The 23,065-nt window shown below is 46.3% G+C and carries 16 protein-coding genes; all 16 read left to right on the top strand.

The window, feature by feature from the left end; translation table 11 throughout:
• A partial coding sequence (locus tag MJ770_RS13735) for a hypothetical protein (protein WP_239255410.1) occupies nucleotides 1-335 on the top strand: 335 nt, incomplete at its 5' end.
• The gene (locus tag MJ770_RS13730; RefSeq protein WP_239255401.1) at nucleotides 332-1,468 is read left to right on the top strand and encodes a hypothetical protein; all 1,137 of its coding nucleotides are present in this window, start codon (nucleotides 332-334) and stop codon (nucleotides 1,466-1,468) included. The genes MJ770_RS13735 and MJ770_RS13730, both read left to right, overlap by 4 nt.
• Entirely contained in the window at nucleotides 1,465-3,276 is a 1,812-nt protein-coding gene (locus tag MJ770_RS13725; protein ID WP_239255399.1) for a hypothetical protein, read from the top strand. The genes MJ770_RS13730 and MJ770_RS13725 overlap by 4 nt, the downstream gene beginning before the upstream one ends.
• Nucleotides 3,277-3,280: 4 nt before the next feature.
• On the top strand, nucleotides 3,281-5,071 hold the full coding sequence (locus MJ770_RS13720) for a hypothetical protein (RefSeq protein WP_239255397.1): 1,791 nt from the start codon (nucleotides 3,281-3,283) through the stop codon (nucleotides 5,069-5,071).
• A gap of 36 nt (nucleotides 5,072-5,107) precedes the next feature.
• Nucleotides 5,108-7,324: a hypothetical protein gene (locus tag MJ770_RS13715; protein WP_239255395.1), complete on the top strand. Its 2,217-nt coding sequence runs from the start codon at nucleotides 5,108-5,110 to the stop codon at nucleotides 7,322-7,324.
• A gap of 76 nt (nucleotides 7,325-7,400) precedes the next feature.
• Nucleotides 7,401-7,655: a hypothetical protein gene (locus tag MJ770_RS13710; RefSeq protein ID WP_239255393.1), complete on the top strand. Its 255-nt coding sequence runs from the start codon at nucleotides 7,401-7,403 to the stop codon at nucleotides 7,653-7,655.
• A gap of 264 nt (nucleotides 7,656-7,919) precedes the next feature.
• Nucleotides 7,920-9,947, top strand: a complete 2,028-nt coding sequence (locus MJ770_RS13705; protein ID WP_239255391.1) for a hypothetical protein — start codon at nucleotides 7,920-7,922, stop codon at nucleotides 9,945-9,947.
• An 11-nt stretch (nucleotides 9,948-9,958) separates the two neighbouring features.
• The gene (locus MJ770_RS13700; RefSeq protein WP_239255389.1) at nucleotides 9,959-11,416 is read left to right on the top strand and encodes a hypothetical protein; all 1,458 of its coding nucleotides are present in this window, start codon (nucleotides 9,959-9,961) and stop codon (nucleotides 11,414-11,416) included.
• A gap of 190 nt (nucleotides 11,417-11,606) precedes the next feature.
• On the top strand, nucleotides 11,607-13,076 hold the full coding sequence (locus tag MJ770_RS13695) for a hypothetical protein (RefSeq protein ID WP_239255387.1): 1,470 nt from the start codon (nucleotides 11,607-11,609) through the stop codon (nucleotides 13,074-13,076).
• 46 nt (nucleotides 13,077-13,122) lie between these two features.
• A complete protein-coding gene (locus MJ770_RS13690; protein WP_239255384.1) occupies nucleotides 13,123-15,066 on the top strand; it encodes a tyrosinase family protein in 1,944 nt (647 codons plus the stop codon).
• Nucleotides 15,067-15,573: 507 nt separating this feature from the next.
• The gene (locus MJ770_RS13685) at nucleotides 15,574-16,296 is read left to right on the top strand and encodes a hypothetical protein (protein WP_239255382.1); all 723 of its coding nucleotides are present in this window, start codon (nucleotides 15,574-15,576) and stop codon (nucleotides 16,294-16,296) included.
• Nucleotides 16,297-16,463: 167 nt separating this feature from the next.
• Nucleotides 16,464-17,144 (top strand): SOS response-associated peptidase, encoded by a 681-nt coding sequence (locus MJ770_RS13680; RefSeq protein WP_239255380.1) that lies wholly within the window; start codon nucleotides 16,464-16,466, stop codon nucleotides 17,142-17,144.
• 32 nt (nucleotides 17,145-17,176) lie between these two features.
• Nucleotides 17,177-17,782 (top strand): LexA family protein, encoded by a 606-nt coding sequence (locus tag MJ770_RS13675; protein WP_239255378.1) that lies wholly within the window; start codon nucleotides 17,177-17,179, stop codon nucleotides 17,780-17,782.
• 9 nt (nucleotides 17,783-17,791) lie between these two features.
• A complete protein-coding gene (locus tag MJ770_RS13670) occupies nucleotides 17,792-19,066 on the top strand; it encodes a Y-family DNA polymerase (protein ID WP_239255376.1) in 1,275 nt (424 codons plus the stop codon).
• A gap of 366 nt (nucleotides 19,067-19,432) precedes the next feature.
• On the top strand, nucleotides 19,433-22,246 hold the full coding sequence (locus tag MJ770_RS13665) for a TrlF family AAA-like ATPase (RefSeq protein WP_239255369.1): 2,814 nt from the start codon (nucleotides 19,433-19,435) through the stop codon (nucleotides 22,244-22,246).
• A gap of 2 nt (nucleotides 22,247-22,248) precedes the next feature.
• Nucleotides 22,249-22,992: a hypothetical protein gene (locus tag MJ770_RS13660; protein WP_239255368.1), complete on the top strand. Its 744-nt coding sequence runs from the start codon at nucleotides 22,249-22,251 to the stop codon at nucleotides 22,990-22,992.
• The last annotated feature ends 73 nt before the right edge of the window (nucleotides 22,993-23,065 follow it).

The raw sequence follows: 23,065 nt of genomic DNA, 5'->3' as shown, positions 1-23,065 counted from the left end.
TACCAGAGCAAGATACAGATACTGAAATACCTGATCAGGATACAGAAACCGAAATGCCGGAGCAGGATACGGATACCGCAACACCGGAGCAGGATACGGATACCGCAACATCAGAGCAGGATACAGATAGCGCAACATCAGAGCAGGATACAGATATCGCAATACCGGAGCAGGATACGGATAGCGCAATACCGGAGCAGGATACGGATAGCGCAATATTAGAGCAGGATACGGATAGCGCAATACCAGAGCAAGATACAGATACTGAAATACCTGATCAGGATACAGAAACCGAAATACCGGAGCAGGATACAGGTACCGGGGACGAAAAGTGAACGGTGAGGCAGGCAATTCGTCAGCATGCCAGCCGGGCATTAAATTTTATTGGTTGTTGCTTGCAATGCTGCTTTCGGCCCCGGCCGCTGCTAAACCCGATCTTCAGCAAATCATCACCATTGATGGTGTAACTCTGGTCAGGGACCATCAGAACCACCAGGTTTTTTATTATCTGAAAAGTCACAAAAAGCTTGCAGTAAAAAATGGCATGCCTGATTTTAACTATGCGGTTAACCGTTACTTGGGCAAACAGCAGACCGGCGATGAAGGTGAATTTAGGGTTAGAGGTGTAATTAAATTCAGTGTTATTACAAGTTTTATTGATACCGACTACAAGCAACTGACAGAAAAGCTAGAGGCACGTTATGGAGGGGCGATCACCCTCAAAGCAGCGCCGATCAAAGATTCATTTAATCGCTTGGTATACGCAACCATTGAAGGGCAGGAAAATCAGAAATTTGAAGGTGTGCTGGAGGGCGGGCATGACCGGGAAGAATTTAAAGCGCAAGTCGAAAACAGCACGGGTCGAATATTTGGCTCAGCACATCAGAGGTTTACCATCGGCCTTGCCGGTAAGGATGCCAATCTGTTCTGGGAAAATTTTGCACGCGACAATCTGTCTTTGTCGTTAGCCTATGGCTGGACTATCGACGGTTTAATTCTGGATAAGAACGATCAATGGGTGCCATCCAGCTACCAGGTAAATGATAGTTTACCGATCGATGTCTCGATTCAGAAATACCCGGAATTATTCACAAAGAACGAATTGTGGCAAAACCTACAGTTTGCCTATACCAAGCTGAAAATCATGTGTTATGACTTTATTAATCTAGAAAAAACAGACCTCTACTATGTCAATGTAGAGGTTCGATTTAAAACGATGCGTGATAGAAATTATGTTGAAGAGGTAAAGTTCACCGCTGATGGTGACTTGTATGAACGAGATATTTCATTTGAACTGGCAAATGATATCAAGGATGGTTATCAATACCGGGTACGACGTCTGACTTCTGAGGGAGAAATGATTCGTAGTAATTGGCAACACAGCAAAACTCCCTGGCTGGACGTGTCCTTGTCTGGCGCGGAACTTGATGCACTTGAAAACAGTATCGATGAGGAACAAAACCCATGAAGAGCTCTACCATAAAATTCAGTTTCATAAAATCAGTGTTGCTTTCACTCTGTCTTACCGTCAACGGTGCCGCACAGGCGGTTGTGATGTACGACGAAGGGCGTGAGTTTATCGACGGTATCTCTCTGTTGCGTGATAAGGAAGACAAGACTGCTTATTATTATTTACCTACTGCACCAAGCGTTGTCATCGACCGCAAGACCAATAAACCAAAGATATCGCTGGTCAAGTTTGTTGACCCCGCTGGCACAACCAGTGGCGGTCTGATTCATTTTTTGTTCAGCCTCGATCTGCCACCTGAACGAATTGAAGCTCTGAATGAGAAACTCGGTAAGAAGGTGCCGGGCGCTACGGTAAGAGGGCCAGTTATTTTGCGCGCCGAAGGAGACGAGGATGCAGGCGGTGCCTCTTTTCAAATTATTTCATCCACAGTAACCCAGCAGTCAGGCAAAGATTCGTTCACATCGTCATTGGTATCCAGCGGAATTGCACCGGTGACCCCAGGTTCACAAGCAGCTGTCGCTGCGCGCCTCAACGAACAAGGTGCAACGTTACTGTGGGAGTCACTGAAACAGCCAACCTCGGATATATCGGTGTCGATAAATGCCTCCTATGAAGCAGCACTGCCGGCTTATCGTGGCAAAGTATTCGCTAATATTGAAACAGTCTATAACCACCTGTTCAAAGTGATGAATCAGCAACAGGGTTACAGCAAAACCGAAATTCGTAAACAGATGGACGAAATGGTACGTGAAGGGGTTATTGAGGTTGATGTCACAGATCGCGCAGGATTGGAAATTGATTCTTCACAGATGTCGGGCATCATGAATCTGGTGACTGACAAGCTGGTCAATATGATCTTCGACACTACACAAGGTCTGTCAAAGCTGCCTGAGCAGGAAAAAGTGCCAGCCAGTGTGGTGAAAGGTCGTCAGGAAAGAGGTTTTTTAGGGAAATTATTCGCCGGAACAGGTAATCAACAGTACGTTACCGATGATCAGTACACCATCCGCCAGAAAGAGGACATCAAACGCGGTACTTTTTCCATGCTGTTCACTCAAAACACAACCATTAAAGTTCCATTTAATTCGACCGGCAATATCAGTGGACTGTATGAGAGCTGGGGTCAGGATGAAAGCTTGTTTCGGGTAATAGGGCTGAATGATGCCGCTTTTGAACGCCGCGAAGTATTCTTTGAAGTCGACCCTTCCTTTTACCAGGCTTTTCAGGAAAATATAAATTCCGTGTCGGTAAGCTTTGTAAAGAAATACCCGAATCGTGCCAATCAGGCGGATTTTACTGGTGAGGTTGTATTTAATCAGAACGACGTTAAAGAAGGCACTTTCTCTAAATCAATTATTTACCCGCGCCTCGGCGCTCAGGGCAGCGATTGGCATGATTACAAGTTCCGCACCTTATGGAGTTTTCGCGGAGGTAAGACGGTTGGTATTCCTGCCGATACCACCAAATTGCAGGGCAGCAACTCACCAAGTACTGCACTGGCCCCACCGGCGAGCCTCAGTCATATAGAGGTTGATGGTGACGCAGCATCCATGGCGGAGGCGCAGATTCGTCGGGCTATGGTTGAATTCAATTATAAATTACTCGGTCAGAGCAAGCGTAAATCTGTCGCCTTGTTACCCGGAGCTGAAGAAATATTGACTAAAGTATCCCTGCTGCATGATGAGAGTTCAAAAATCCGCTATCGGGTCAAGTGGTACAGTACTAAGGGCAGTCAATCGCAGGACTGGCGTGAGCTGGACGACACCTATCTGTTTTTAATTCCGCCGCAGGCTGACCCGGACTAGCAGCATGGTAACTTTTGACATCAACACGGTGAAGAAAAAAATGCTTAAATCTGCATTTGCCATTTTCCTGGCGTTAATCTGTTCGACCGCACAAGCACAAAACATCTTACTTGATCACCCGGTAAAGTGTGCAAGCCTGCAATGTTTTCCGTCCGCTGATAAGGAACATGAATACTATTATTTGCCGGCTAATCCACATGTGGCGCTTAACGAAAATGGCAAACACGAGTTTTCCTTCACACGATATGTAAAAAGCAGTTCCAACAGTGATGGAGACGGCGGTATTGTCGAAGCAGAAGGTGGCGGTATTGTGCATTTTCTGGTGGACTACACTGTGTCTGACAAGCAGATGAAGCAAGCCGTAAAAGCATTAAAAGAAATAGATCAGGACTCGATTATGCGCGGGCCGATCATATTTGAGGAAGGACATTTTGCTCTGGTCAGCAGTTTTGCAGCTGAAAAAGATAAGCCGAGTGAACTATCACAACGCGTCGTGGGGGTAGGTCGAGCCCCGCTGATAGAGGGATTGAAAGCCGCCGTTTCTATCCATTTAACCAAACTTGGAGCGCAGATTTTATGGCGTTCATTTCAGATGGACACACCAGATGTGTCGTTGGTATTTGAAATGACTTTTTCCGGATTAAATGACCCGGCTGATGCAACGATCACTGCCGATTGGGCCAAATTGCAAGATACTGCAGACGTAACACTCGGTGCCAAGGTCAGTTACCTCGGGATCGGCGGCGGATTTGATTATTCTAACTTCTGGCAAAAAGCACGAGAGAATGGCGCGGTCACCATAGACTACAAGGGAGATCCGGAAAAATTACAGGGAATAATTGACAGAACGTACGCCAAACTGCACGAAGTAATGTTTGAACCAATTCGAGTGACTCAACCCACTGCCGACGGTGATGATGATCCTTTGCAAACCATGTTGGCCGTAACCAATGCCGCTCAGAGCGCTGGTGGCAGCAACTACAGCGCGCCCTGGGAAGTAAAGATCAATGGCGGCTACAAGCGGCGCAAGTTGAGCCAGACAGGTAAATACACGTTTAATTTCCGGCAGCGCAGCAAAAGCAAATTAACCACCGCTATGGCCGGTAATATTGGTAGTTTGTTTCGTATGTATGGCGATGACCCAACCATGTTCCATACTGTAAATTTGTCCGATGCCGAATTCAGGATTCGAGAGGTGTCAGTGGCTCTGGACGCGCGCGATGAAAAGGAGTTTTCCAAATACATTAATCACGTTACTTTAAAAATACAGAAAAAGCATGGTTCGGGGGCTGAAAGTACCGGTGAAATAGTTATCAAACGCAGCAATTTTGAAAGTGGGCGGCCGCAGAAAATATCATATAACTGGGACAAGGAAGCCAGTGTCGAAGATTGGATGATGTATCGATATAAGGCAGACTGGTCATTTGTAGGCGGCGCCAATCACAGTAGCGGATGGAAGGATTACGATGGTGCGGCAATATCCCTGACTCCGCCTTACCAATATCGTGAAATTGAGTTCGTAAGCAGTCCGGATATTTTAAGCGAGGAAGGGGTGCGCCTCGTGTCAGTAAGGGTCAAGCACGATTTTTTTGGTCGCACAGTAACTGAAACCATAAATTTAATACCCAGCCGCGATCAGTTCAACGCAGTACGCGTGTTCGCCATTCCACCGGGTGACGGTAGCATCGAATACACAATCACCTGGACGCTCAAAGATAAGCGAAAAATATCCAGTGGCAAAATGATCTCTGATGAGACTGTTATATTTTGTGACGAACTACCCGAACCGAGTTAACACAATGCACAAAAAACCAAACTAAGGAGACTACCCATGATTTCTCTTAAAATGATTAAAGCAGTTGGCGTGTATCAGGCAACGCTCATATCTGCAATGAGCCTGACGCTGTTTTACGGGTTGGCTTTCTCGGTACCGGTGCAAGCCGCTGTCCAGATGGGTGCACATATGGACTTTGTATTGAGTACCGGGCGCACAGTCCGTGTATTTCCAGAAGCAATGAACCTGGGCCCAATTCGCCCGGGGAATATTCTGCCTAAGCGCCAGAAAGTAAATACCCGTCCACCTGAAGGAAATGCCTGTAAAAAGCTCGAAGCTGCCTACAACAAGAATACCGGCAAGCGTGAAAGTTTGAAGAAAGCGGTCAAGAATCAAAAACCTGTTAATCCGAAATGGCTAAAACCTAACAACAAGTTGAAGGCCAAAAGCTTTCGCCGAGCGTATTTTGCAAACAATAAACCTGTCGGATGGTATTACCTACCGATTGAGCCCAGAGTTTCTTTCAAGGATGATATACCTGAAGCAACCTTTATCAAATTTATCACCGATGAGACCACCAAAGATGGTGGGGCTGAAGGCGGTTTGTTCCATCTAATGGTCACTTATGGATTGAGCAAGAAAGAGGAGACTGAGTTGGGAGAAGCATTGAAGGATGCTGTGCCGGGTGCGAAACTCAAAGGCATGGTGGATCTTGAACCAGCCAAAACAGGTGAAAATTTCATCGTTACCTCAGGCACTTTATCCGATGAAGGCTTTGCTCCCACCGGCGTGCTTACTTCTGGACGCGCTCCGACTCAACCGGGATCAAAAGCAGCTATTGCCGGTCGTCTGTCGAGTCTTGGTGCACAGTTGATGGAAGCTTCGTTTGAGAATACTACTTCCGATCTATCGGTCACCTTTGCTTATGACTACATCGTCAAAACGCAAGCGTATAAGGCTGAAGTACGTATTGACATGGATCGTATTCAGGATATTCAGGACTGTGTTTATCAACAACGCGATAAAATCAAAACCACCAGTTCCGAATTTGATGGCAAGGGATTTTTGATCGGAGGGCTGGTGGCCGGCCCTATTGGCGCTATCTTTGGCGGCTGGAAAAAGAAAACCAAGGTTAGGATTCAGGAAGAAGACTTACGTCAGGGTTACGAAACCATGATTAGTCTGGGTGCGGTTGAAATCAGGATAGATCAAAATCTTCCGGATGCCGATGTTTCTGCGATAGAAAGCAGCCTGATGGAAATGGCGATGCAGTCCTTTACCAGCATGCAGCAATCATTTGCCACCAGTCAGGAATTACAGGCCAAGCGTTCGTCTGATGAAAGCGAAGCTGACAAAGATGCCGCCAAACAGCGTGCACGTGACAAGAGCCGTGCCGATAACTACCGCTATTTTGAGTTGAAGCGCAAACAAGTCAGACAAACCGGCGTGCAGACCTTCAAAATTGAAAAGGGGGTTGCACTCTATCGAACACACTCTATGACCGGCAACATTGGTGGATTCATTCGTGAACACAAGGATCAGATTTATGATGAAGTGCTGCTCAACGATCCGTTTTTCCGCCGTGGTGTGATTACTGTAGATTTGGATACAGAGGCACTGGAATTATTTGAAGCAAAAATGATCAATAATGCATCGGTCGAAGTCATTGTTCCATTTCCCGGAGACCCGTATACCAACGGTGCAGTATTCACCCGTGACGATATATCCAGTGGCAATATTCTGAAGAAGTTTACCTTCGCTACACGCGGCAAGACCACGGCCGGTTCGTCATGCCCATACCGCTATGTAGAATCCTGGAGTCTTAAGGGTGGTGGTAAATGGCCCCCGAAACCGCATGAGAAATGTGCTAAGGAAATGGCTGTGACGTTAGTGCCGCCCATCAAGACCAGACGCATCGACGTCGAAGCTGACCTGTCAGAGATGGAAGAAATGAACGTTCGCGGAGCCGATGTGCTGTTACGCCACAAGCGCTACGGCAAAGAGCGTACAGATACCGTGCGATTCAGGGTTGCCAAGGGCGAAGCCTATATTGAACAGACTTTGTTTGTCGACAAAGACAACGATGACGTGGAATACAAGATTGTCCTGACGCATAAGAGTCGAGATAAATTTTCTACGCCTTGGACGCCGCTTGAAGATGACTTTGTGTATGCTAATCTTTCAGGTTTGCCGCTAGATACACTGGAAAAAATTCAATCCAAGGTGCCGGAGATCAAAGAGATTGTTGATGAAGCCAGGGAATTGCTCGAATAAAATGCCGTGTCCAATCAAAACTGCAGGGAGGGCAACACTATGAACAATCTAACCCATGCCCTGCTGGCGGTGGCAGATGCTGGCCAGTGCTGGCCCGGCATCTGCTCAAGCAGTGTGGCTGATCCAGATGCAAATTGCAGCCAGGCTAAATCTTTTCCTGGTCGATGGGGACGACAAATCGACTTACTATAGACTGGATAAAGTGGAAATCATGAATGGTAAGAATGGAAAAAATAATTTAGTTTTCTTAAATTTATCAACGATGACGAAGGCAATGGCGAGAGCGGCATCCAACAAGTTGATGGCGGTGGACTGTTCACCGTCCTTGTAGATTTTGGAGTAACTAACCAAACCATTCAGCGTGCACAATCTTAACTGACAGAGCAAAGTGATAGGCACCAAAATTGTTGGTCCACTGAGTTACCCGGAGGGCACTTTCTTCCAAGTGGACAAAACTGGAAGACAACTTTATTTATACATCTCTATCGGAATTACCCGTTAGCTATCTGAAAGAGATAAACCGAAGATTCCTGATGTGAAGGTAATCGTAGAATAAGCTAATGAGCCCTTTGATAGAGGCTAAGGAGCCGACAGAATGAATACACATATCAAACTTAGCGTTGCTTTCCTGGCTTTTCTGATATTCCTGATCCCCGGAATATCAGGTGCACAGGAAGTACTATTAGACGAAATGCAGGAAGCAGGTGACCTGAAACTGTTTCCTGTTTATGGCGATAAAAAAAAGTTTTATTACATCTCTGACAAGATAAAAATACCCAAGGGAGAGAATGGAAAACCTCAGTTTAGCTTTCTTAAGTTTGTAGAGGACGCGGAAGGCTCCGGAGAAGGCGGAGTGCATGATGCTCAAGGCGGTGGACTGGTTCATTTCCTGATCAATTTTGATGTGGACGACCAAACTGTTCAACGAGCACAAGCCGAACTGCAACGCAAAGTTGCGGGTGCAGAAATAGTTGGCCCGATTATGTTCCGGGAAGGTACTTTTGCACTGGTGTCGAATTTTCAGCAGGAGGACGGTGATTGGACCAAGCGGGTTCTAGGTTTGGGCAAAGCACCCGTGCTGGAAGGTCACAAAGCTGCTGTCTCTATCAGGTTAACCAAAACCGGGGCAATCTTGCTTTGGGAATCATTCCAGCAGGCGGCAAGCGACATCTCTGTCAGCTTTGACATGATCATCAGTGGTTATCGCAATCCCTATGAAGCTAAAATGACCGCATGGTGGGATCGCATTGCCTCAAATAAATCCTTAGCCATTGGTGCAAGAACCGATTTTCTCGGGGTGGACATTCAGGACACCATGAAAGAGCTGCGCGATTCGGGTGCCATTGAACTCGAAGTAAAAGGCGAAAATGACAAAATGGATCGACTGTGGGAAATGGTCTATGGGAAGCTTGCGGCTCAGATGTTTGAACCCAATAATGACCCGACCACGCTGGCCACCCTGCAAGACGATCCCAATGTGTTCAGTAATTTTGATCGCGCCAACCAATTTAACACAGAAGTACGCGAACGGATTCAACAGGAAAATCAGACTGAGTTAGATCGCGTTGAGCGTCAACGTCAACAGCTCCTGGCTTTAGGCGAGCAGGTGCCATTTTTTGCAAATATCGCACGCAATATGCCCCGTTCCGAATCTACCAACAATTCAGCGGAACCAGGCGGAACTGCCGACAACAACACAACTGACGCAAGTGATAGCAATACCGCAGAGGGAGAAGGTGGCAGCGCTACTCCGTCAAGCGAGAATTCCTCGTCCGACAGCAGTCCCCGAACCGTTCGGCCGGCCAACCTTCAAACACCACCCAGCTTTTCGATTTTGGCCAGTTACCGCAAAAAACAATTCAAGAAAACGGGGAAGTTTGAACTGAGTTTCAAGAGCTGGACTCCCGACACACAATCCATGCGGTTCGACGAAAATATCGGCGGATTTGGCAAGAAAATGTTCAATGATCCTGCACATTTTCGAGTGGTCAACCTGGACGATCCTGCCTATAAAAACAGGGAAATCCTGGTGCAACTGGATGGCCAAAATTCTGCTGACTTCAATAAATTTGTAAACTTTGTCACCGTCCAGATCAGAAAGAAGCATCAAGACGGATTTCTTCATGTCGACGAACTGAAAATTGATCGCGAAAACTTTATCAAAACATCAAATAATTTTGTTATGAATTATGGTGTGCATGGGGATACCGATCGAGAGAAATGGCTGGAATATGATTATCATGTAACCTGGAATCTTTTCGGGGGAGCCGAGTGGAAAAGCGGTTGGAAAAAAACCAATGACTTTATGATTCCTGTCACACCGCCATATCGGTATCGCGAAGTTACCATCGAAGCAGACCCTGAAGTGTTTCGAGACGAGAAGGTGCGACTTACAACCATCGTTTTTAAATCGAAACTGTTCGGGAAGCAGGATAGTCGCAAGATAAGCCTTAAAACAACCAGCAAGGATCCATTGTCACAAACGATCAAATACGCTCACGAACCTGACAACTATAACTATGAATACGATATCAGCTGGCTAAAACGAGGTGGTGTTCAGGTCAAGAAAAACGACGTTGTTGGAGACGCCGATTTCATATTTGCCGACGAACTGCCTGAGTAAGGAAAATATTAATGAGCAAAGCACGCGCCTGCTGTGCGACGTTTCATTCAACAGTGACAGCAAAAGCCGGAAATTTATTTCTACTAACGCTTCTCCTGCTTGTCGCCAGCTATGTTGTTATGCCTGCCATCACCCATGCTGCCAGTGGTATTGCCTACCTTCAATCTGATCTGGATTCCACAGGTAACTCCGTGTGGGCCAATCAAGGTGATTTTGCCCCGATCTGCAATGGTACCGAAGGCAACCCACGTTTGCCCGGATTGGATTTGGCTCGCAAGTTTGCCGGCGGTGCTGCTTGTCCGGGAAACACAGACAGTAATCGGTTCAGCACAGAGCCTAGCTTTGTTTTTCTTGTTGACGACACATCAGCCTTGTCCAGTTATTTGATAGCTTTTTTGCAGTCGCAAAATCTATTGCAACAAATGAGTGGCAGGCAAGTTATAGCACCCGGCACTCGGACTTTCCAGGTGCAGGGCCAATCTCTGAACATTTTATTTGTCGGCGAAATGGCCTATCGTCAAGGGAGTTCAGATCCGGCGGCTTGGTTCACAGCTTTGAACTCACTTCCCAGCACCCCCATGATTGCTTCAGCAAGTGCTTTACATTGGATCGACAAATGCAATCAGCAAATCCCGGTTCCTGTACCCTCGTTTTCCTGTGTCGCCGATGGAGTAATGGTACCCAAGACGATCACGAACGGAAAATGTGATCATCCAGAAGCACTTTATAACCGCTGTGTCCATAAAAGCAGACTTGGGCGGCTGGCGAAGGATAACACTGAGAATGTAGACATCATTTTTTCCTGCCGCAAAGCCAGGACAGGCGACCATGCCGGTGATACCGGCACAGATTTTTATGATATCGCAGTTATCCAGCACCATCGGACAACAGGCAAAACGTGTTTTTACCAGTACCTTGGTTCTGGCGATGATGCCGGAGATAATATTCCGGCACCCGCCACGACAGCAGGAAAAACATTTTGGGGTAGTGAACGCGTCAATTACTGCACTAGTTGTCACTCGAATGGCCCGTTCGTACGAACCCCGCACTACTGGAACGTCAAAGATAGCGCTGGTAACAGAGTCCTGCCCTCAATGCGCGACATTAAGAAATACCAGGTCGTGCATGAACATTATGAAGTATTTGATGTTGATAGCACGGTAAACGACTGCACCGGGTGCCACAATGTGGGCGCTTACCGAGAAACACCGGGTGGCCCTTTACTGATGGGCAAAATCAATAAACTGGCCGCAGGCAAGATACAAAGCCTGCGCAGTGGACCAAGCCCGACTGTTTCCGGCTACGAAGATTTTATGGTTAGAAAATTCACTGATCAACCCACGCATCCCGAAAACCGAGAGGATGCCAAAGCAGCATTGAAGGAGTTGGAGGATTGCATGGTGACACCTACCCCGGCGGGCTGTACGGTAAATCAAGTGACTCGAAACGTACCTCCCCTCTCTCCCTAATCACAAAGGCCTTCATGAAACGACACCATACATTGGAGAGATAATGAAAATGGGAGAGATAATAAAAAAAGGGGACAACTACTTCTACTGCCGCTTTCATTATATGCAAGCCCGGCTAGCCGTCCACCACAAACACCTTAGCGACGGTGACCAGATGCAAAATTCAATTAAAAATATCAATAGAGCGACAATGAAAACTGCTCAATTAATCTTACTGGCATTGTTACAACTCGTCGTTTGTAACGTTATTTTCTCCACTTCGGCCCGTGCCGCAGCTATTATTTACCTTCCAGCAGATTACGATGGAACAGGCGCCGCTCCCTATATTACTAATACCGCCGACTTTGCCCCCATCTGCAATGGTGCCGGGGGTAACCCGCGTCTGCCCGGTTTAAATTTGACCCGTGCGTTTGCCGGAGGGCAACTCTGTCCGGGGACAACAGAAAGCAATCGGTTCACCACCGAACCCATTTTTGTTTTACTCATTGATGACACATCGGCATTGTCCCCCTATTTAACAAATTATTTGCAGACACAAAACTCACTGCAGCAAGTCAGCGGCAGACAGGTGGTCGCACCCAGTATCCGAACTTTCCCGGTAGCCGGTCAGTCGATAAGTATGTTGATGGTTGGTGAGATGGCTTATCGTCAGGGCGGTTCGAATCCGGCAAGTTGGTTTACAGCGTTGAACACCTTACCGAGTACTACCTTCGTTACCCAACCGCCAAGGACGCTGTCGGCTTACATGACGGAATGTTCTAATGCAACGAACGATGTCCCATTGCCGCCGGACTGGAAAAATGATCCTCGGGCAAATGCCGCTGGCGGATGGGAATTTAGAGGGCTACTCAGCAATAGACTGGTCTTCGCGGCGACTACAGCCCCTCCTGCTCCAGCCAGCGGTGTTGTAACACCTGTGACTGAAGTTTGGGCTTACCGTGATCCCAAAGGCATTTGTATGGCTTTGCCGAGAAAGAAGGGCACAGGCATTAACACAATAGAACTATTAGGAATTATCTGCCAAAGCGAGCGAACTGGCAAAGCCTGCTTTTGGGATAATATACAGAGAGCTGGCGTTAGTGGAGGACCTCCCGCAGGAACTCGGCGAAGTGATGCTTTATCTAATGATATGAAAATATCCGATATACAGGGGGGTGATGAATTAAGAGAAAATTGTACCCAATGCCACCGTGGTGATAATGTTTTTATGATTCATCCCTTTACGCCACTTGCTCTAAAAGCAAGTCCGGCACCTGGCACGGCCACATTCCCTGCGCCGCCGGGATTGTCGGCATTGGATACAGACCCCCAGGTACGCTATCAACCCATACCCAGTGGACGCATGTCTGGGCAACCGAGTGAACCCGACACACCATGGGAAAATCCGCCTGCTACTAATCTCACGGCAGGCGCTTGTGCAAATTGCCATGAAATCCCAGCTTTGACAAAAAAATACTGTGAGACGTTGTTCAATAATTCGGTTGTCAATAATACAATTGCAAACACAGAGAAAACGATGCCGAAACGCCGGAATTTTTCAGACCCGCCAAGAGACTGGACAACCAGTGCCAGCTTTCGAAACTCTGTTCATGAAATAGCCAGAAAATGCAGAGATGACCATTCTGCTGATCCAGCCATGACTATTCCTCCCTCACCGTAGAGTTAATCAGATGATCGATAATTTGATAAATACCAATATATCTCGCATGAATAAAATAATAGAAATCAGGCAATTTTTTCTACTGTCACTTCTACTGATAATCGTTTGTTTTATTATTTCAGCCACTAATGCCCGTGCCGCAGGTATTATTTATCTTCCGGCCGATTACGATGGAACCACCGCCGCTCCATTCATTACTGATACCGCCGACTTTGCCCCCATCTGCAATAGTACCGGGGGCAATCCGCGTCTGCCTGGTTTGAATTTGGCACGTGCGTTTGCCGGAGAGCAACTCTGTCCGGGGACAACAGAAAGTAATCGGTTCGCCACCGAGCCCAATTTTGTTTTGCTTATTGACGACACATCCGCATTGTCCGCCTATTTAATAAATTTTTTGCGGACACAAAATTCGCTGCAAGAAATCAGTGGTAGGCAAGTGGTCGCACCCAGTATCAGAACTTTCCAGGTGGAAGGCCAGTCGATCAGTGTATTGATGGTCGGCGAGATGGCCTATCGTGCGGCCAATAGCAACAATGTCTGGTTTGCCTCGCTCGACGGCTTGAGTCCCACAGCTGCGGTTGCCGGCACGGGCGGTGGCGGTGGCGGTGTTTTAAATCGAGTAGATTGGGATACATTTAAGACCTCACCCCAATACGCGCAATTCGTCAGTGCTGTTCGCACGATGAAAGCCAATGGCGATGCCAATGATGCGAATAGCTGGCTTTATTGGGCAAATATTCATGAGCATTCCTGTCCACACTCAACCACTTACTTTCTCGCTTGGCATCGTGGTTACATTCAATTGTTTGAGAAGAAAATTCAGCAAATAAGTAACAATCCTGATTTTCGATTGCCGTACTGGAATTATTATGCCAATCCAGAGATGCCTGCGGAATTTACCAACAGCGCGTCCAATAATCCGCTGTATGTTGCGGGGCGTACCAATACTAATGTTGCCAATGCGCTGAACCGCAATAACCCGTTTGCGGCTCAGTTTGTTAATTTTCAACGGGGTCAGCAAAATGCTTTTGAGCCGGTTCTCGAGAGTCCGCCGCATAATCAGGTACACAATATTATTGGACAACCATTTATGCGGACGTTGCAGTCTCCGCAGGATCCGATCTTCTGGGTACATCATGCCAATATCGATCGATTATGGGTTGCTTGGCTCAATGCGGGTGGTGGGCGCAGTGTCCCTGCCGTAACACACGGCTACTGGACTGACAGCCTCCCAGCCACCCGCTCTTCTTCCGGTGTTAATTTCAGATATGCCCACAGGCCTGACATCGCCGGAGTGACTATGGAGAGAAATAAGACATTTGATACTACAACGCATCTTGCATATGACTATGACAATAAATCGGTTCCAACGGGGGCAACCCGCAGGGCACCGGCACGGCCATCACGTGCGCCTTCCGGATCAGGCACTGGCAGTCACACAGGTACTGGCAGTGGTACGGGTGCTACAGTCACTTCGGCAGTTGACCGCGGTATAACGGAAAGTAACGCCATCGCATTGACCAATCAGTCCGCAAGTTTAGTATTGCCGATTTCGCTAGCAATCTCCAGCCGATTAAACGATCTCAAAGCAAATCAGGCCGACACTACTTCGTTCGGAGCGCAGATAGTGTTGGACGGTATTCAGTTAACATCAAAAGGCGAGCAGGGCGGTTTTGGTTATCTGGTGTATTTGAATTTGCCAGAGCAGGAATCAGACGCACACCCTGAAGAAAACCACTTTGTAGGCAGCATCGGGCCGTTTGAAATAGCCACTATGGCGCATGAGCATGGCGGAGCAGGGAATGATGGTGCCTATAGAATACAGATCCCGGACATCGTCATGCAGCAGGGCGTGGCGGATGCGCAGGAACTGGAAGTGTCATTCATCCGCATTAATGGCGAAGTCAGCCCTCAGGGTGAAGTGATCATTATCGATGATGTGCGGATTGAATCGGCTGAACCACAGCCGCAGCCCTTTAATAACTCCTGATTCATTTTTAACAGAACGCGAGTAAAAATTTCGCTGGTGAACTGGCAGCCCCTATCGGTGTTGAATATTTCAGGTGCGCCATATGCCTGTAATGCCTGCTCCAGACAGCCCAATAGAACACACTATCCAGTGTGTTCTATATCCGGCACAACTTGCGGTTGACCTTGTGCCTCAATCCACGCTGGCAAATCTTTATTTTGCGGCTTCCTTAAAACGTATGCAGAGTAACTTCACAATCCATCAGCGCCAGTGGGTCGACGGCGTTGACCCACTGCCCACGCTTCACTATTGGCTGATCCCGAATTTTTTGAGCCAGTCCAACTCCATCTTCAATTCAAGCAACACGGGATTTCGGATATGCAGGATAACTATCTAATTGCAAAAACCTTATATTCTTAGTGAGCAAAAACTTTTGCTTCTAATTAAAATTGGCGAGCCAGTTAACGCTAGCCTTCAATAGCGCAGAACAATAAAAACCTCTAGTATTAACGTATAGAATTTATATTTGTGGAAAAAATGATCGACCGTTATCTTTCAATCTGGGAAATCGCCCACCGCTGGCATGATATTAACCCTGAAAAATCAGATCCTGCTGATCTCCCACTAAGCATTCAAGATACGATCAGCTACATTTGTCGTGGCGCATTAAATGGGAATCTTGCGATTTATTACATGGTTACATTATTGCCGGGAGGGAAAAATAACAGCTCAGAAACTAGTTCTAAAATCATGCCATACCAAGTAAAGGAGATGCCTTTTGAAATAGAAGATGCGCTTGATAGAAAATACGATAAGGAAACCTTAGACGTATACTTTGTAGAGGCTGAAAATCTCTTTGAATACTGCCTTAAAGAGCAAGGCATAGAATCGCAGTCAAAAAATTCTACTGTGGATTTCCCAGGCTGCTGGTCGCACTTCAATCGAGAAACAGATATCAGCGAAAGCGAGCCTGATGATTCTGAATCACGGACTGTTGCGTCCCCCCAAGCGCTTCGCCCTATGCAGATAGATAAACTTGTTTGTCAGGCAATTGCAAAAACGCTTTGGGATGAGTATTCCCAAATGACTATTACCGCCATGACTAAACACAATGCGATTCAAGAGTATGGCAACGGGAAATGCTACATAGGTAATAACACACTCCGTGATTGGCTAAGTGAAGTTGCGCCAGATAGTGTTCGCAAACCCGGCACGTCCAAAAGCAGCAAATCCAATAATAGCGCGGATTAAAAATACCCGTTCACCGCTAAAAATATTACGTGGCTTCAAGTCGAAGTGCAACAGCCTGTGGTTGCTTGGTGTGGCGTATTACTACCCCGAAAAATACCTCAAGCGGGGTTTTAAATCCGAGTGCTTTTCGAGGTCTGTAGTTGAAGGGCTATGGCGAGGTAAATAATATGTGTGGCCGATTCGCACTGAAAGAAAGTCCCCAGAAGCTCATCGAATATTTCCAGCTGACTGGCGACCTGGAATTCTCGCCTTCCTGGAATATCGCCCCATCGTCTGGCATCTGTTCCATTACTGCTGACAATGACGGGAACAGGCATCTCCACAAGATGCGCTGGGGTTTGATACCGTCGTGGGCAAAGGACGCCACGATAGGCAACAAGCTGGCCAATGCACGGGGCGAAACTGTTGCGGAAAAGCCATCATTCAGGTCAGCCTTCAAGCATCGGCGCTGCCTCATCCCCGCATCGGGTTTCTATGAATGGAAAACAGAGAATGGCATTAAGCATCCGTGGTATATCAGTCTCAGGTCCGGTAACCCCTTAGCCTTCGCCGGTCTTTGGGAGATATGGCATCCTGAAGAAGGTGAGCCCATTGAAAGCTGCTGCATCATCACTACCGCAGCGAATTCGCTCATGGAACCGATCCATAACCGTATGCCCGTTATCCTGAATCCAGACCAATGGACTACCTGGCTGTCACCACAAAAACAGCAAACCGCTAAACAGCTTCAGATGATGCATCCGTGTGAACCTGATTCCCTGCAAGTCTGGCCGGTCACCCGAGAACTCAATCGCGTTGGATTACGGAATGATGCCGGACTGATCGTACCCATACCAAACAGCGCTTGACCTGCCAATATGATTATTGTTACGATAATCAAATGAAACAAGGCAACTCAAAATCATCAACACGCGGTGGCGCTCGTACCGGTGCTGGTCGTAAAGTCGGTTCAAGTCCCTATGGTGAAAACACAAAGATCATGCGTATCCCGGAAAGTATAGTCGACACAGTGGGGAATATCCTTGCGGCTTGCAAAGCACAACGGCTAGAGGCACGCTATAAAAATGATATTTCATACCCGGCTTTGGATAGCCAGCCCATCCGGCTGCCCCTGTTCAGTCATAAAGTCCCAGCCGGATTTCCGTCACCCGCCGATGATTACATCGAAGCAAGATTAAGCCTGGATCAGCACCTGATCACAAACAAGGATGCAACCTTCTTTGTGCGCGCCAAGGGTAACAGCATGGTTGACGCGGGCATCTTTGATGGTGATTTGCTCGTAGTTGATAAATCCTTAACCCCCTCATCTGGCAACATCGTCATAGCCATAATAGATGGCGATTTGACAATAAAGCGCCTGATCCTGCGGGACAACAAAACTATCCTCAAACCAGAAAATCCACGTTTCAAGGAAATCGAACTTCAGGATGGACAAGAGCTGCAAGTATGGGGAGTCGTGACTTCCACAGTAAAGAAATTCATCTGATAAAGATCCATGGCGCTCGCCCTCATCGACTGCAACAACTTTTACGTCTCTTGCGAGCGCGTTTTCCAGCCCAAACTGGAAGGCAAGCCAGTCTTGGTGCTGTCCAACAACGATGGCTGTGTCGTCGCCCGATCCAATGAAGTAAAAGCGCTTGGTCTCAGGATGGGCGAGCCATGGTTCAAGTTGGAAAAGCTGGCCAAACAGCATGGCATCATTGCGTTCTCAAGCAATTACACACTCTACGACGACTTGTCCACACGGGTAATGTCCATTCTTTCCACGTTCTCTCCCCGCCAGGAAATCTATTCAATTGATGAATGCTTTCTCGATCTTGATGGCTTTGATCCGAAATCGTTGATGGCATATGGTCAAACAATACGGCACACCATCATGCGCAACGTCGGTATACCCGTCTGTGTCGGTATCGCTCACACCAAGACGCTGGCCAAGCTGGCCAACCACTGTGCCAAGAAAGGATTTTGTGGCGCGGACGGCGTGTGCGACTTCGGATTGCTGGATGATGCCCAGCGCAGTGCGCTTTTTGCCAGCATTCCGGTAGGAGAGGTATGGGGAGTTGGGCGGCGCATCGCCGAGGGACTCCTTGCCATGAAAATCAAGACCATCGAAGACCTGCGCACAGCCAATCTTAAGAGAATTCGCAATCAGTTCTCGGTTGTCTTAGAGCGCACCGTGCAAGAACTCAATGGTGTTGCCTGCATCCAGCTAGAAGAAATCGGCAAACCACGGCAACAGATCATCGTTTCACGTTCTTTCGGCACGATGATAACAAGACTGGATGACCTGTCAGAATCGATTGCCTACTTCACCACACGGGCAGCCGAAAAGCTCAGGCGAGACGGTTCGGTTGCTGCCAGCATTTCGGTTTATATCCATACCAATCCGTTCAAGGATGACGCCCCGCAATACAACGGCTCAATTACCGTGCCCTTGAACCAACCCAGTGACGACACGATGGAACTCACCGGTGCTGCGATTAGAGGCTTGAAAGAAATCTATCGCAGTGGTTTTCACTACAAAAAAAGCGGCGTGCTATTAATGGGTCTACAGAGCAAGGGATCAGTTCAAGCCACGCTATTTGATGACCCAGACAAAAAGGCAAAGTCAGTCAACATGATGCACACCCTGGATGCGATCAATAAGAAAATGGGGAAAGGAATCGTAACCTTGGCTGCCTCTGGCATCAAGCATCGTTGGGCAATGCGAAGGGAGAGGCAGTCTCCGAATTACACCACCGACTGGTTAGAATTGCCGATAGTAGAGTAGCCACCTTTGATTATTCGTCCTTGAGATATTGCCAGCCTTAAAGAGTGGTACTTATTTTGTGGCAATTCCGCTTGCCCATCAGTTTTTGAATTACGTCCAATGCGTGACAGACAGAATCGACATATGGAGATGGTTTTTTAGATTGCTACGAGGGGCATCTTTTCGGCCATTGTTGCCGGTGTCGTCCAGATGAAACTATGACCGGTAAGCAGCCATCAGCGGTCATAGGCACTCAAATCATTCAGAACGGCTGCTTTCTTGAAACGCGACTGCGTGCTTTCGACCCAAAGCGGACGTTTGCGTTTTTACTTTACACCCAAGTGTATTTAACCGAGCTTAATAAGGAATAGAGGTAGTTTAAAAAATATGGATCAGGGAAATCATTACAAAAAGTGCGATCTACAGGTTCATTCACCTAGAGATAGAAATTGGAAGGGTGACAATTGCGTCACGGAAGAAGAGCGTGAAGCATATTCAAAATCCTTTGTTAAAGAATGCAGGGAGGCTGGGATAAATGCGGTAGCGATAACTGACCATCACGATATGGTCTTTTTCGAATACATTAAAGCCGCTGCGAAGGCCGAGCTGGACGAGGGTGGGAATTCAGTTCCCAATGATCAACAGTTAGTTGTTTTCCCTGGTATAGAGCTGACTTTTCATCAACCACCCATGCAAGGTCTATTGATACTTGATGCGGATTTCCCAGAAGCTTTGTTCCCTACTGTGCTTGGTTCACTTTCATTAGCTCAAGCCCCAAAGGAAGATTCAAAGACTATCCAAACAACCCCAATTTCAAGCGATAGCATAAACAGTATTGGCGATATCTACAGAAAGCTAGATGGTACGGACGGTGCAAAAGGACGATATATCTTCCTGCCTCACGTAAAGGAGAGTGGCCACAAAACATTGATGAGGGATGGCTTTCACGAAGCTTATGCCAAAATGCCAAGCGTCGGAGGTTATGTCGATGGAAAATTTGAAGGCGGTGGCGTGGGCTACCTCAAGATACTTAATGGAGAAGTTGATGCTTGGGGGTTTAAATCAATTGCCGTTATTCAGACAACCGACTATAGAGCAGATAAAACACTTAACGATCTTGATACTGCTACATGGATAAAATGGCGTGAGCCAACGGCTGAAGCTTTACGACAGGCATGTCTCGCAAAGGAGTCAAGGATAAGTCTTGTTGAGCCGGAGCTACCAAATACTTTTATCGAGAAGATTGATGTTACGAATTCCTCCTTTTTATCGAAGTTTGATTTAGACCTAAATCCACAACTAAATTCTATTATTGGGGGCAGAGGTTCGGGCAAGTCCACGATATTAGAATATTTGAGATGGGCATTATGTGACCAGACAGAGGGGTTTGGAAAAGACGGCGCTCAATCGGATATATTGAGGAGACGTAATACTCTAATAGATAAAACTCTCAAAGAGGTGGATGGTGAAGTTAGAGTTTTCTTTCTTGTTAATGGAACTCGACACATAGTGAAACGAAATCCGAAGTCTGAGGATGTGCTGCTAAAGATTGGAGATAGTGATTTTGAGTCGGTTAGGCCTAGTCAGATTCAAGATCTATTGCCCATTCAAGCTTATAGCCAGAAGCAACTGAGCAGCATTTCGGTTCAGTCGGACGAGCTAAAGCGATTTATTGAACAGCCTATTTCAAAAGAAATCGAAGATATAGATTTAAAAGTTGAAGATGCATTGGCTGAAGTCAAATCCGCCTATCAGAAGCTCGCCAAAAGCAAAGAGCTTTATACTGATCTGAGAAAGAATGAAATTGAAATTGGCTCTTTCAAATCCCAGATAGAAAAACTTCGTGGTGGTCTTAAGGGTATTTCTGAGGACGATAAGAAAATATTGGGTCGGGCAAAGCACTATGTGAATGAGAAAAATCGTTTTGATGAGATTTCCCTTGAGTATTCTTCACTTCAAGACAGCGTACGGCCTTTAAAGGAATTGCTTGAAAAATACAAAGGTAAGGTTAGCGATAGCTCAGAAGTATTTGAGAATGGAGGAATCCTTAAAGATCTAAACGAGTCACGAAGTAAATTATTAGAGGAAGCTCTAAGTAAGGTTCAAGAGCTTGAAAAATTGCATTCCGATTCAATTATAAGATACGACGAGCTGCGTACTACATGGCTTGATATTAGAAATGCATTTGAACTGGAATATAAGAAAGCAAAGGAAAATTCGACATCTAGCCAATCCACTTTGACTGCGATTAAAGAATTAGAGCAAAAGATAGAAAAGCTTGAGTTGGTGATTAGGCAGAAGCAGTCTTTGTTGTCGGAAGTAGATATGACCGATGAATTATTTAATAATCTATATGAGGGCTACATTGATTTACAAATATCGAAAATCGATACGCTGAAGAATTCCACTGAGGTATTTACACAACTGTCTGATGGCCTGATTAAGGCTGATTTTACTAAAACAATTGACGTTGAAAAAATGTGCGCTGAGATTAATTCAGTATTCTCTACGTATAGCCTTAATATTAACAAATCCAGAACGGAAAAATTAGCTGAGCTGGTATCCGATTCGTCAGCGCCATTGATGAAATGGAAAGAAGCCGTGTATGAACTGAAAGCATTGAGCGAATTTAATTCTGCACCCGACGTTCAAGATGAATTGCCTCATACTCCAGTTCTGGATAATACAGGTTTTAGCCCCTCAAATAGAAAGAAAATGTCAGAGGCGCTAACCAGTGAAGGGCTTTTAAGGCTTGCCGCTATTAAACTTGATTTTCTTCCGAAATTTTCCTATCAAACACACAACGAAATGGGCGATGAAATACCATTTGAGGAGGCATCAGCAGGGCAGCAAGCGACAGCATTGCTGAATGTTCTTCTTAACCAAGACGGCTTTCCTCTAATTATAGATCAGCCCGAAGATGATATTGATAATAGAGCAATCGAAAAAATTATCACAAACCTATGGGGGTCAAAAAAGAAAAGACAGATCATCATAAGTAGCCATAACGCGAATCTTGTAGTAAATGGAGATTCAGAGTTGGTTATCTGTTGTGACTACAATGAAACGAGTGAACAGACTAAAGGCCATATCAAATACGAAGGATCTATAGACAGGCAAGAAATTCGAAACGAGATAACATCCATCATGGAAGGTGGAGAAAGAGCCTTCAAACTTAGAAAAGAAAAGTATGGATTCTAATCGTGAAATTTAATTTGGTTGAAAATGCAAAGGATTCCTTGGATCACGCGATTGAAAATATAATTGATACATCTCGACCTAGGGATGGATGCTTAAAGAGAGTCATACAGAGCTTATCTCACGCTGTAGAACTGGTGCTTAAGGAAAGACTTGTTCGAGAGCATCCTGCTTTTGTTTATACAAAAGTAGATCAATATCCGACTAACGACGCGCTGACGGTTACTACAGATTTGGCAGTCCAAAGGCTAGAAAGACTGGTCGGCTTAACTCTTGAAAGAGATGATAAAAAAACAATTGAGAGCAGCAGAAAAAAAAGAAATGTAATAGAGCATTTTGAGTTTGAGATACCAACAAAAGAGGCAGAGGTTATTATTGGAAGACTATTATCCTTTATCATTCGGTTCTCAAAAGAGCACTTAGATCTTGATTGGCAATCAGAGTTACTAACAAACCCCTGCTGGCCAGAGCTAAAAAAATATTCCGATTTCTGGGATGTTCACTCTCAGAAAGTAATAGATCGATTGTATGACCTAGACTTTGATGAATGCCCTATATGTTTGTTAGGTAGCTTTGACATCGAAGAGTTACAGTGTCAGTTATGCGGCCACAAAGATGCCTATATTGATTGCATAGGGTTGTGTAAAGAAGAATTTCTGGAATCTCTCGGAGAAGAGATTGGGAATTACGAATTATGCCCTAGTTGTGTTCGAGCAGATGCAGCAGCATTTAATCATGAAAAATATTAATTACTAAATGTCCGCTTTTGGCACGCAGCACTCATAGCGCCATGCTACCGCAAAGCGGCCATAGGTGGAATCC

It is taken from the genome of Candidatus Nitrotoga sp. M5 (genome assembly GCF_927904885.1).
GTDB lineage: Bacteria > Pseudomonadota > Gammaproteobacteria > Burkholderiales > Gallionellaceae > Nitrotoga.
The sequence above is the reverse complement of the archived record's forward strand: the minus strand, read 5'-3'. Positions and strand labels throughout refer to the sequence as shown.

What these genes read in the sequence shown, in the direction of transcription:
- MJ770_RS13725 (WP_239255399.1), top strand. Translation starts at nt 1,465, where the DNA reads ATGAAGAGCTCTACCATAAAATTCAGTTTCATAAAATCAGTGTTGCTT.
- MJ770_RS13720 (WP_239255397.1), top strand. Translation starts at nt 3,281, where the DNA reads ATGGTAACTTTTGACATCAACACGGTGAAGAAAAAAATGCTTAAATCT.
- MJ770_RS13715 (WP_239255395.1), top strand. Translation starts at nt 5,108, where the DNA reads ATGATTTCTCTTAAAATGATTAAAGCAGTTGGCGTGTATCAGGCAACG.
- MJ770_RS13710 (WP_239255393.1), top strand. Translation starts at nt 7,401, where the DNA reads ATGCTGGCCAGTGCTGGCCCGGCATCTGCTCAAGCAGTGTGGCTGATC.
- MJ770_RS13705 (WP_239255391.1), top strand. Translation starts at nt 7,920, where the DNA reads ATGAATACACATATCAAACTTAGCGTTGCTTTCCTGGCTTTTCTGATA.
- MJ770_RS13700 (WP_239255389.1), top strand. Translation starts at nt 9,959, where the DNA reads ATGAGCAAAGCACGCGCCTGCTGTGCGACGTTTCATTCAACAGTGACA.
- MJ770_RS13695 (WP_239255387.1), top strand. Translation starts at nt 11,607, where the DNA reads ATGAAAACTGCTCAATTAATCTTACTGGCATTGTTACAACTCGTCGTT.
- MJ770_RS13690 (WP_239255384.1), top strand. Translation starts at nt 13,123, where the DNA reads ATGAATAAAATAATAGAAATCAGGCAATTTTTTCTACTGTCACTTCTA.
- MJ770_RS13680 (WP_239255380.1), top strand. Translation starts at nt 16,464, where the DNA reads ATGTGTGGCCGATTCGCACTGAAAGAAAGTCCCCAGAAGCTCATCGAA.
- MJ770_RS13675 (WP_239255378.1), top strand. Translation starts at nt 17,177, where the DNA reads ATGAAACAAGGCAACTCAAAATCATCAACACGCGGTGGCGCTCGTACC.
- MJ770_RS13670 (WP_239255376.1), top strand. Translation starts at nt 17,792, where the DNA reads ATGGCGCTCGCCCTCATCGACTGCAACAACTTTTACGTCTCTTGCGAG.
- MJ770_RS13665 (WP_239255369.1), top strand. Translation starts at nt 19,433, where the DNA reads ATGGATCAGGGAAATCATTACAAAAAGTGCGATCTACAGGTTCATTCA.